We start from the raw sequence: 11,481 nt of genomic DNA, 5'->3' as shown, positions 1-11,481 counted from the left end.
GCGCCAGAATCATTTGATGTTTCTCTTTATCGAGGTTTGCGCCGCTTCGAATTAAAAATAAAATTTCAATAATTTTTCTTACTAGATTAACTTTTACACTTGCTGGTTAACCAATTTTAAAACATCTTATTAACCAATAAGAAGCATTTGGTAAAAACCGTGTCTACAAACAACAAAAACGAAAACGCCCTACAAGAAACCCTAAAAGTACTTTTCTACTTCTTTTTAATTGCATTGGTGATAACAGCGGTATCGGCCTGTGGAAGTAGCTCTATGAGTGATACAACTTCTCAACCTGTGGCTGTACCTGATTCTCAAGGTGGTGGAGAAACGCCCACTGAAGAGCGAGCAGAGTTTACCCTAAAGTCTGAAGTCATGTTGAGCGCCACGGGCGCTGCCAGCGCTAGCGAAACCTACGCATCAATAGAAAGCGTGTTTGGAGAAGGCAGCATAGAAGCCCCCGACTTATTCGCTGGTGACCATACTTCTACGCCGCATATTTTAGAGGAAACCGATAGCGTTGTAGGCCCCCACTTTGTGTTTCTAGCCCACCGAGATGACGACTTCAACAAAGGAGTTCAATCTGACCGTCAGCGCAACGAAATAAAAACCTATGACAAAAGCGATGTCGAAGTACTCGGGTTTGAAGGAGAAACCATGCAGTTTGAATGGTATTTCTATGTCGACAGCGATATGTCTTTAACGAGCAGGTTTAGTCACTTCTTCCAGCTTAAAGCGCGAAATGACAGTGAAGACAATAGTAACGGTAACGACGACCAGCCCGTTATCACCCTTTCTGCTGTAGAAAAAGACAGCTCCGGTAAGGAACTGCAAGTAAGACACAGTGTAGGGTTTAACTCTGACGGTTCTCGCACCAGCGATGTCTATTTAGTTCGAGCAAACTGGAGCGATATCGCCGATGAATGGGTTAAGGTATTTGTGCAAGCAACCTTTGCCGAAGAAGGCGACTTCATCTTGCAAATAACCCGCGTTCGTGACGACGCGACTATAGTCGACATTAACGAAACAGATATCGATATGTGGCGAGGTGTATCTGACGAGGACTTTATCCGCCCTAAGTGGGGTATCTACCGCTCTACCGCTGAAATAGATAAATTACGCCAGCAAGAAGAACGAGTGAAGTTTGCTGACTTCGTTATTAGAAAAGGTACGCTTTGATTTACAATTGAAGCTACTCAATCGATGTTTTCACTTTAAGGGATACTGGGAGTAGTCGAAAGACGTTTTTAAAGGTTCTTTTAAAAAAGGCGATAAGCAATACTCAGGTTCACTTACCGCACTCATTTAGTTTTGACAGTGTGTTTTTAAACTATCACGTTGGAAAGCGCTATTATGCGCCTTCCAACCACTACCTTACCTATTTAACAGCTAGTACATTCACAGACTCTGGCGCGGGGTACATCATGCTGAAAGTCGGCGCAATGTCACCCGAGGCTGAATTTAAAATGTTGTCGAAGCGTAGGATCATACCGTTTGATTTTTCTGCTACGTAAACATGACCGTTGCTGAGCATCAGATCCACTGGGTTACCCAACATCGAACTCGGGCCCGCAATATTAACCGATACATCGGTTAAACCATCTGCGTTGCCAGCACCAGGAATAACGTAAATTTTGCCGTCTGTTGCATCTGCAGCGCTACCAACGTCAGAAATAACAAGGCTATCGCTTTGGCTATCGTAGTCTATACCATGGATGTTTGTTGGCGCCTCAAATGCAGCACCGTCGCTTGCGGGTACGATTAATCTATCTTCACCTGTAATTATGGTCTCACCACTTTGCAGTCTGTGCATTACCTCTTCAAAAACTGCCACAGAACCGTTGGTTAATGCTAAATACGCGCTGTCAGTCGATGGGTCGTAATCCACATCCCAAGGACGTCCACCATCAGCGGCTTCGAGCGTTAATAGAGGCGCGACATTACCCGATGCACATGGCGAAAATACTCTTACAGCAGGCGTGTTTTCATTAACATCAGCCACAAATACCACACCGGCTTCAGAAACAATGTCTAACCCTTTCGGTGCAATCAGTCCGGTTTCGCTACCCATAATCATGTGGTCGTAGCTATCGCTGTACGTCATCCCATTGCGCATAGTTTTCAAGCGATTGATTACCAGTAAGCCGCCTGTTGATGTATCCACATCATCAAAAGTGATAACACCGTCACCACTTGCCGTAAACGCGGCACTTTCAATGCTCATACCTGCGTTAAAAGCGCTCAGGTCACTGGTTAATGTAGCGCTGTATTGGGCAACCTCACCTGTTGTAGCCCCTTCGGTTGAAGGATTACTTGATACCGAAAGCCCCTTAATAGGCATAGTCGTTATCCCGTCGTCCGAAGCGTCTTTCATTTCATCTAATTCTTTGAATTCAGCTAAAGACTCCGGCTTCACCGATGGCGTTGATAACGTCGGTGCAAAATCACCGCTCTCTCCGTTGAAAATATTTGAGAAAACCAGAATGGCGTCGTTTGATTTTTCCGCGACGCGAAGATCAGACCCGGTTAGGATAATGTCTACTGGGTTACCAAGCTGGGTCGATGCTCCGCCTATTACTCTGGTTGGTACGACAGCCCCGTCTGCTGAAGAAACATTTTCAATTACAAATATTTGACCGTCGTCGGCCACAGAAGCATCGCCCACATCTGATAGCACAATACGGTTAGATTTAGGCTCATACACAATGCCGTGCAAATTAATCGAAATTTGATTTCCATCGGTGTCCGAAGGAACAACTGAACGCATCACAGTAGGCGCAAAATTTGAACTTGCCACATTGTCGTACACCGCTAGCGTGCCGTCGGTAAGTGCAACGAATAACCTATCGCTTTGCTCGTCGTAGGCCAAATCCCATGGTTTTGCAGATACCATTATCTCAGCAATAGGTGCAACGTCCCCTGCTGCTTGACTACCAAACACGCTTATTTTTTGACCGTTGAAGTCTGCCACCATCACTAGGCCAGCATTTTCAGCAAAAGCTATACCTTTGGGGTTGACTAAACCGGTAGCTGCCCCCGTTATCTCGTGCCCTTTATTCATCATGTAATCAGTCTGTGTATCAAAATTACACTGCGTTCTTAAAAGCGGTAAGTCACTGTCGCCCGCTTGAATAAGAGAACCTTTATTGGTGAAGACAATGCCTTCATTAGCGCCAGTGGTTACCGTACTTAGCGCGCTAGCGTTTTGGTCGACAGCCGTTACCGTATTGCGATTATCATCGCCATTATTGGCAACCAGGAAAGTAGCTGCAGCAAAGCCGGGTGTACCGTCTTGGCCTGGTGCGCCATCGACGCCATCAGCACCATCCAAACCGTCGGTCCCGTCGTCACCATCACAGGCGCTTAAGGCAAAAACCATAGCCGTTGCTAATAATGATAATTTCATTTTTTGCTGCGAAGTTTTATTGAATTCCATCTTCATCTCCATACTTGTTGTTTTTGAAGAGACGCTGTCAACCGCGAATCTGTGCGATAGATACTGCTCACGTCCTGTTCAACAAGCCAAACGAGCCACATTTGATATTGGATGCAACAAAAATAAAAAAACCTCAACGCATTGCTGCTGTTGAGGTTTTTGGTAGTGTTAGAACTATAGCGAATTAGCGTGGTGGGAAGCCGCCGCCCCCGCCGAAGCCGCCACCGCCAAATCCACCTGGGCCGCCCGGACCGCCAGGGCCTCCAAAGCCGCCACCACCCGGAGGCATCATGCCTTTCATCTGGCGCATCATTTTCTTCATGCCGCCGCCAGACATCTTCTTCATCATTTTCTGCATTTGCGTAAACTGTTTAAGCAAACGGTTTACGTCTTGAATTTGGGTTCCAGAGCCTGCTGCAATACGACGTTTGCGTGAACCTTTGATCATATCAGGGCGCGCACGCTCAGCCGGTGTCATTGAATTGATGATGGCTTCCATTTGATTGAACTGCTTGTCGTTCGCCTGATCTTTAATTTTATCAGACATACCGCCCATGCCAGGCAGCTTATCAAGCATACCCATCATGCCGCCCATGTTTTTCATTTGCTCAAGCTGATCTTTAAAATCTTGCAGATCGAAACCTTTACCTTTCTGTACCTTTTTGGCCAGCTTTTCGGCTTTTGACTTATCAACTTTACGCTCAACCTCTTCGATAAGGCTAAGTACGTCACCCATGCCCAAGATACGAGACGCAACACGCTCAGGGTGGAAAGGCTCAAGTGCATCAACCTTCTCCCCCATACCAATAAACTTGATTGGCTTACCGGTAATGTGACGAACCGACAGCGCAGCACCACCTCTTGCGTCACCGTCCGCTTTGGTCAGGATTACACCGGTAAGCGGAAGCGCATCGTTAAAGGCTTTTGCCGTATTCGCAGCATCTTGCCCCGTCATGGCGTCAACCACAAACAGGGTCTCGATAGGCTTAACGGCAGCGTGAAGCTCTTTAATTTCGTCCATCATGTCGTTGTCGACGTGCAAACGACCTGCGGTATCCACTAGTAGTACATCAAAGAAGTTCTTCTTAGCTTCGACAATGGCATCGTTAACGATATCAATCGGCTTTTGTAAAATCGTTGACGGATGGAAAGCAACATTTACTTCACCAGCAAGGGTTTCAAGCTGCTTGATAGCGGCGGGACGGTATACGTCGGCACTCACTACCATTACTTTCTTTTTCTCGCGCTCTGTTAAGTATTTGGCAAGTTTACCTACAGAGGTGGTTTTACCCGCACCTTGTAGACCCGCCATTAGCACAACAGCAGGAGGCTGAGTTGCTAGGTTCAGCTTTTCGTTCGCCTCACCCATTACAGACTCTAGTTCAGACTGAACGATTTTAATGAATACTTGGCCAGGTTTAAGACTCTTGGTCACTTCTGTGCCAACAGCACGCTCTTTTACCTGCGCAACAAACGATTTTACCACTGGAAGCGCTACGTCGGCTTCAAGGAGTGCCATTCGCACTTCGCGTAGCGTTTCTTTAATATTGTCTTCAGTAAGACGCCCTTTACCGCTGACATTTCGTAATGTCTGGCCTAAGCGTTCTGATAAATTCTCAAACATAGTATGAAACTTCTTTTTATTTCAGACGTAATGCCCGCATTGTAACGTAAAAGCGAACGGTAACGTACCCACAATTGCGGTTAAATTTTTAAACTTTTTCGCTAAGGGCTGTCGAACTTTGATGTATAAATTTCGAATTGAACAAGAGTAAAAATTAACTATTCATGACCCTATACCCACACTAAAAGTGGGTGTGAAACAAACAAAATCAAGGAGATGGTTGAATTTACTTGCAAGTTGCAGTATCAATACCGACTCAGTCGGTGAAGACATCACCTACCTATTACAGGACGCATCATGAACACCCTTTTCGCCATTTCTGCTGCTTTACTCTACGCGTTGGCTGCGGCAGTGCTAATTGGCAAATTCGTACATCAAGATGGCCCAAACAAACGTTTAGGTCTATCTATCGCTAGTGTAGGGGCAATCGCACATATCGCGTTTCTTACCAGCGCCATTATGGTAGCGCCAGGTCAGGATATGAGTGTAACCAATGTACTTTCATTAGTGTCGTGGATAATCACTATCTCCATGCTCATTTTCGCCCGCTCTATTCCAAATTTGATATTACTTCCCGTCGTATTCGGCTTTGCTAGCCTCACGGTGCTTGCTTCTCAGTTTATCCCCGTGTCGTACATCATGCATATTGAACTGCAGCCCGGCTTAGTGATTCATATTAGCCTATCCTTGTTTGCATACTGTACTTTGGTCATTGCGTTTTTGTATGCACTTCAAATGTCTTACATCACCTATAGGCTAAAACAGAAAGGTGCCGCGCTGCTCCATTCATCGCTGCCCCCTCTAATGCTGGTAGAGAACATCTTGTTTAAGCTATTACTTGCGGGCACTTGTTTATTGACTGTTTCGCTTATTAGCGGGTTTGTTTTTTTAGAGGATATGTTTAATAAGACCTATGCGCACAAAACGGTGCTTTCCGCTGCTGCGCTTGTGGTTTTTCTTATTCTTCTGATAGGCCAAAAACTAAGAGGTTGGAGAGGACGCCAAGTCATAGTGATGACGGTATTGGGTGTCACGTTGTTATCTCTTGCTTATTTTGGCAGCAAGTTAGTACGCGAGTTCCTTCTTTAAATAAACATATTTGTAGCCGCCGAATCTATCTACCACATCGCTAGGCGGTTCACTCTTTACACTAAACTTTCTAAGTATTTAGGTTGATATCAACAATTTCCCCTTGAAACTCCCCCTTCAAATCAATACATTTGAAGCCTTAGTTTGTACAGGAAAACCTTAATTGGACGACATATCAACGAGTACGCTGTTTATCGCGCTCGGCGTACTCATATTACTATCTGCGTATTTCTCTAGTTCAGAAACAGGCATGATGTCGATAAACCGCTATCGACTTAAGCACTTGCAGGGAGAAGGCAACCGCTCAGCTATGCGTGTTGCTAAGCTTCTAGAACGACCAGACCGCCTAATCGGCCTCATCCTAATCGGTAACAACCTTGTTAACATAGCGGCTTCTTCGCTTGCCACTATACTCTGTATTCGCCTATTTGGTGACTATTGGGGGCTGTTCGCGGCAACCTTTGGCCTAACGTTAGTTCTACTCATTTTTGCAGAAGTCACCCCTAAGACCTTGGCTGCACTTTATCCTGAAAAGATAGCGTTCCCTAGTTCTATCATTCTGCTTCCATTACTCACCCTACTCTACCCTTTTGTCGCAGCTATCAACGGTATAACTAACGGCATTCTTGCACTGCTAAAAATTAGCCCGGCAAATGGCAATGATGATTCATTGAGTAGAGAAGAATTGAGAACCGTAGTGTTTGAAGCTGGCGCTATGATCCCTAAGCGTCACCAAGACATGTTGGTTAGCATTCTGGATTTAGAAAGCGTCACTGCCGAAGATATCATGGTGCCTCGCGCTGAAATTTTTGCTATAGATATCAATGACGACTGGAAGAAAATTCAAAAAGCCTTGACCCATGCTCAGCACACCCGAGTGTTGTTATATCGCGATAGTGTCGATGACGCGGTAGGTTTTGTACACGTACGTGATGCTCTGCGGCTTTTATCAAAAGATCAGTTTACCAAATCGAGCCTGCTTCGCGCAGTACGGGAAATTTACTACACCCCTGAATCTACGCCACTGCATACGCTAATGTATAAGTTTCAAGCAGAGAAAGAGCGCATCGCCTTAGTGGTAGACGAATATGGCGATATCATGGGTCTAGTAACTCTGGAAGATATTTTAGAAGAAATTATCGGTGACTTTACAACCAGTATGGTTCCCGACCACAGTAAAGAAGCCCACGTACAGCAAGATGGCTCGGTACTGGTCGACGGTAGTGCTAACGTGCGTGAATTAAACCGCGAAATGGACTGGAAATTACCAACCGAAGGACCGAAAACCCTTAACGGGCTATTGCTTGAGTATCTTGAAGATATTCCGGAAAACAAAGTCAGTGTACGTTTGGCAGGTTACCCACTTGAAATTGTGGATATTTCAGAAAGCATGATAAAAACCGTCAGAATTATGCCGGAATATTATGTTGCACCGAACGAGTCAAACAATGACCACTAAGCAACGGGGTGGTTATTGTTCCTTTGACCTTATCTGCTAGCCTTTTGTTTCGTCAGCGAGACGCTGTGCACGATTCGCCAGCGCTCTTGCTTTCGCAGCAGCGACTTTATCTGATAGTTCAGATAACCTGGCAATAATATCCTGCGTCTCCTCATCTTCACGTAAATCAGCCTCCGCCATATGCGACTGCAATGAACGCTTAAGGAGCTCAGGAATAGATTTGCTGTCCATTTCCCAACCCTTCAATAGAATAAACTTTGACACTCTCAAAAAGGCTATCGACCGGATAGGGATATACTTAACAATTATTTGTTCAATTTTTATTAATTAACATGAGAATGCATGGACAGGGTTAGAGACCTTGATAGTGCGTAACTAAGGTGCCCTTGTGCTCATTCAAAGAGTACTTAATTACTGCAATTGACGCTGTAGAAAACAAGCTGGTGGTGTAGGACTGGCAAAGTTCATCAACCAAATAGCTAACTAGTGGCATATGACTAACAACAAGCAGTTTTTTAATGGGCTTCTTAGAATTGACTGCTGCGTGAAGCAAGCCATCAATATAATCACTTACCAATCGCGGCGAGCCCTCTGGCACAATATCGTCGTTACTTTCAACCTTGCTCGCTTCCACATCTAACGACACCATATCAAACGTTTGTTTTGCTCTGCGATAAGGGCTTACAAGCGCTAAATCAACAACGCCTTCGGTGCAGTACTGATCTTTTAGCCATAGTGCAGCGGTCTTGGCTTGTTCTCGGCCAACTGACGTGAGCTGCCTACTTTTGTCATCGAGTCGAGGTGCTTCTGCTTCACCGTGACGCATAATGAAAAGATAAATGTCGTCGTTGCTACTTTGACCTGACATAACATTGCGCATAGTATTAATGAAAGTACGCTAACGATATCAGAGAGCTGAATCTACGCCTAGCGCAAAACCGTGAATAATGGCAATTTTCGACTATTATTTAATGTTTTGTGAAGATTATCTTAATAGATGCTCCAGCAGTAAGGTGCCTTTGACCATATATGAGAAAATGTGAATAACACGATCAACTTAGAAAACGCGTACCACATAACTTTACCTAACGGCTTGCGTGTTATGCTGTGTCATACGCCCGAGGCAAGCGAGTCTTTTGTTTCTGTAGCGGTGCGAGCAGGACACTTCTACGACCCCCACGATTGTCAGGGGTTAGCCCACCTTTTAGAACACATGCTTTTCATGGGGAGCCGGCACTTACCTAAACCTAATGCGATAAATGGCTTTATTGAACAGCATGGGGGCACCATAAACGCTTGGACTGGCACCGAATACGCAAACTATCATTTTAATTGTAGTGGGGACGCAATTGCGCAAACCTTACCTGCTTTTGCCGACATGCTTAGGCAACCTTTGTTCGAGGAAGAATCGCTTACTAACGAAATAAAGAACATTCATGCGGAATTTGAGTTCAAGAAAAAAGACGACCTTCGTCGCCTTTACCAAATTCACAAAGAAACCTGTAATCCAGAGCACCCTTTCGCTAAGTTCTCAGTGGGTAACAGCGATACCTTTTCTCAACATGAATGCGTTGCGCTGAAACAACAACTCAAAACACTTCACCATACTTATTACTGCGCCAAAAACATGTGCCTGTGTATTGCCAGCACCATGCCTTTACCTCAACTTGAAGCATTAGTGCATCAATGTTTTGCCAGTATGCCGTCAGGACAGTTAGCGTCAGATGACTGGCCAGCCCTTTACACCCAAAATGAATTGGGTATACAAATAAACATACATCCGCTTCAGTCGGCAAAGCGGATGATAGTGACATTCGCCCTACCCGCTTTACAAAATGATTATGTAACAAAGCCGCTGAATTACATTAGCCATTTAATTGGCGATGAGGGCGAAGGGAGTTTGCTTGCCTACCTTAAAGAAAAGGACTGGGCGCTTAACCTTATTGCAGGTTCGGGTATTGAGGGAGACAAATTTAAAGACTTCAACGTGAGTTTCCAGCTTACCCAAAACGGGCTGGAAAACAAAAACCGTGTACTGGAAGCACTATTTAGTTACATCTCAATAATTCGAGAAGCATCTCACGAAGATTGGCGCTTTCACGAAAAATCGAAGTTAAATACTTTAGCGTTAGAGTACGAAGAAAATATTAAGCCACTCAGTCTGGTGACCGAATACGCACAGCACCAGTTTATTTTTGGGCCAGACGAATTAGGTAAACTGCGCTCTACCATAGGCAGCTATGATAAAGGCGTTATTGAACATGCTTTATCCTTTTTTGCTCCAGATAACATTCGCCTTAAAGTTATTTCTAAAGACGTGAAAACCACACAGGTTTGTGCGTTCTACGAAGCCGAATACAGTGTAGATAAAATTGATCCTAAGTTATTGCAGGAACTTGGTTCACCAAAGGCGATTAGTGAATTACAGCTTCCTCCACCCAACCCTTATTTAGCAAGCGAATACAGCCTTATATTGCCTGAGACTGGCTTTAATATTCCTAATAAATTGGTGGACAATGGTGGTTATCGCTTTTGGTTTGCCCAAGACCAGCAGTTCCATAGCCCTAAAGGCGATATTTATATCTCTTTTGACGCCGCAAAATTTTCTGACTCTTTACTAGCGGTTGCTGCGAAACGCATTTGGCTGGGCGCATTAAATGATTACCTGCAGGCGAAATATTACAGAGCTGAAATAGCAGGCCTGCATTATCGTATATACGGACATCAGGCTGGGTTTACGCTCCACACACGAGGCTTCACTAATCAACAAACTTTATTAGCCAACCAGCTTCTTGCGGCCGTGCTTGATTTCATACCTGATGAGAAAGCCTTTGAACACCACAAAGCGCTGCAAATTCAGAGTCTTCACAATTCGCTATTAAATAAGCCCACCAACCGATTATTTTCACGATTGAGCGTGCTGATCCAGCGCAACACCCAAGCGCCAGTAGAGCTGTTAGATGTAATAGATAGTATCACCTATGAGCAAATGCTTAACTTCAGAAAACGTGCTTTTGAACATTATTTCATTGAAGCATTTATGCACGGGAACTGGTCTAGCGAAGAGGCAAAAGTATTTTCAAAAGCGCTTCAAGAACAGTGTCCTAATGCTGGTGGCGGCCCGCTTTCACGAGCGGTGTCTAAACTGCCTGTGGGGGGAACGCTTTACCATGAGGTACTTTGTAACCACGATGACTCTGCGGTAGTACTCTATCTTCAAGCTCCCTCCCCGGGCTTTACCGATACGGCACTTTGCATGATTTTAGAGCAAATGCTGGCCGCGCCATTTTTCAATGCATTAAGAACAGAACAGCAATTAGGCTATATCGTAGGCACCGGCTATGTTCCGCACAACCAGCATCCCGGCATGGCGTTTTATATTCAAAGCCCGCAATGTAGCCCTAAACATTTGCTAGATGCTATGACAGAATTCTTGTTTCAGCAGCTAAATGAAATTGAGTTCTATCGCTTCTACTGGCCAACAATTCAACAAAATCTAATAAAACAGCTAGAGGAACGAGACCTAACACTTTCTATGAAATCTCAGCGACTATGGGTGAGCTTGGGTACCCAAGACTTAGGGTTTAATAGAAACGTAAAACTAGCAGAGCGAGTTAAAGCACTGAGCTTTGAAGAAATTCAAGATTTTGCGCAGCAACTTGCCAAGCGTGAACGCTGTGGAGAACTTGTGCTGTTTTCCAAAGGAAAGTTCGAAGCTATTCCAACCCAAGAGAAGCGTACAATAAACAGTATTTCCCACTTCAAACAAGAAATACCGTACTATTAAGCACAGTTTTCAATTATCACACTGTTAAACACTTCCAACTACTCTGCTTTTTGTTTAAGGACCATCTTATGCATTAGTTTAGCGCT

8 protein-coding genes are annotated in these 11,481 nt (G+C 44.6%); 4 read left to right on the top strand and 4 right to left on the bottom strand.

Annotated elements, in window-relative coordinates; all coding sequences use genetic code 11:
- Positions 1 to 159: 159 nt before the first annotated feature.
- Positions 160 to 1,179 (top strand): heparin lyase I family protein, encoded by a 1,020-nt coding sequence (locus ACYX4W_RS09340; RefSeq protein WP_476075353.1) that lies wholly within the window; start codon positions 160 to 162, stop codon positions 1,177 to 1,179.
- Between the two features lie 199 nt (positions 1,180 to 1,378).
- Here the strand turns inward: ACYX4W_RS09340 and ACYX4W_RS09335 are convergent, their stop codons facing one another.
- Positions 1,379 to 3,436, bottom strand: a complete 2,058-nt coding sequence (locus ACYX4W_RS09335; RefSeq protein WP_476075352.1) for a hypothetical protein — start codon at positions 3,434 to 3,436, stop codon at positions 1,379 to 1,381.
- A 184-nt stretch (positions 3,437 to 3,620) separates the two neighbouring features.
- On the bottom strand, positions 3,621 to 5,060 hold the full coding sequence (gene ffh / locus ACYX4W_RS09330) for a signal recognition particle protein (protein WP_269916103.1): 1,440 nt from the start codon (positions 5,058 to 5,060) through the stop codon (positions 3,621 to 3,623).
- Between the two features lie 297 nt (positions 5,061 to 5,357).
- On the opposite strand from ffh, the gene ACYX4W_RS09325 reads away from it, so the two are divergent.
- Positions 5,358 to 6,149: a cytochrome C assembly family protein gene (locus ACYX4W_RS09325; RefSeq protein ID WP_474807932.1), complete on the top strand. Its 792-nt coding sequence runs from the start codon at positions 5,358 to 5,360 to the stop codon at positions 6,147 to 6,149.
- Between the two features lie 163 nt (positions 6,150 to 6,312).
- Complete coding sequence (locus ACYX4W_RS09320) at positions 6,313 to 7,608, top strand: HlyC/CorC family transporter (protein WP_118489833.1); 1,296 nt, start codon at positions 6,313 to 6,315, stop codon at positions 7,606 to 7,608.
- A gap of 36 nt (positions 7,609 to 7,644) precedes the next feature.
- Here the strand turns inward: ACYX4W_RS09320 and ACYX4W_RS09315 are convergent, their stop codons facing one another.
- Entirely contained in the window at positions 7,645 to 7,839 is a 195-nt protein-coding gene (locus tag ACYX4W_RS09315; protein ID WP_118489834.1) for a hypothetical protein, read from the bottom strand.
- Positions 7,840 to 7,960: 121 nt separating this feature from the next.
- Positions 7,961 to 8,476, bottom strand: a complete 516-nt coding sequence (gene sixA, locus ACYX4W_RS09310; protein WP_476075351.1) for a phosphohistidine phosphatase SixA — start codon at positions 8,474 to 8,476, stop codon at positions 7,961 to 7,963.
- Between the two features lie 171 nt (positions 8,477 to 8,647).
- On the opposite strand from sixA, the gene ACYX4W_RS09305 reads away from it, so the two are divergent.
- Entirely contained in the window at positions 8,648 to 11,395 is a 2,748-nt protein-coding gene (locus tag ACYX4W_RS09305) for an insulinase family protein (RefSeq protein ID WP_476075350.1), read from the top strand.
- The last annotated feature ends 86 nt before the right edge of the window (positions 11,396 to 11,481 follow it).

Source organism: Alteromonas sp. ABH4_454, assembly GCF_056311775.1.
The sequence above is the reverse complement of the archived record's forward strand: the minus strand, read 5'-3'. Positions and strand labels throughout refer to the sequence as shown.

What these genes read in the sequence shown, in the direction of transcription:
- ACYX4W_RS09335 (WP_476075352.1), bottom strand. Translation starts at nt 3,436, where the DNA reads ATGGAATTCAATAAAACTTCGCAGCAAAAAATGAAATTATCATTATTA.
- ffh (WP_269916103.1), bottom strand. Translation starts at nt 5,060, where the DNA reads ATGTTTGAGAATTTATCAGAACGCTTAGGCCAGACATTACGAAATGTC.
- ACYX4W_RS09325 (WP_474807932.1), top strand. Translation starts at nt 5,358, where the DNA reads ATGAACACCCTTTTCGCCATTTCTGCTGCTTTACTCTACGCGTTGGCT.
- ACYX4W_RS09315 (WP_118489834.1), bottom strand. Translation starts at nt 7,839, where the DNA reads ATGGACAGCAAATCTATTCCTGAGCTCCTTAAGCGTTCATTGCAGTCG.
- sixA (WP_476075351.1), bottom strand. Translation starts at nt 8,476, where the DNA reads ATGTCAGGTCAAAGTAGCAACGACGACATTTATCTTTTCATTATGCGT.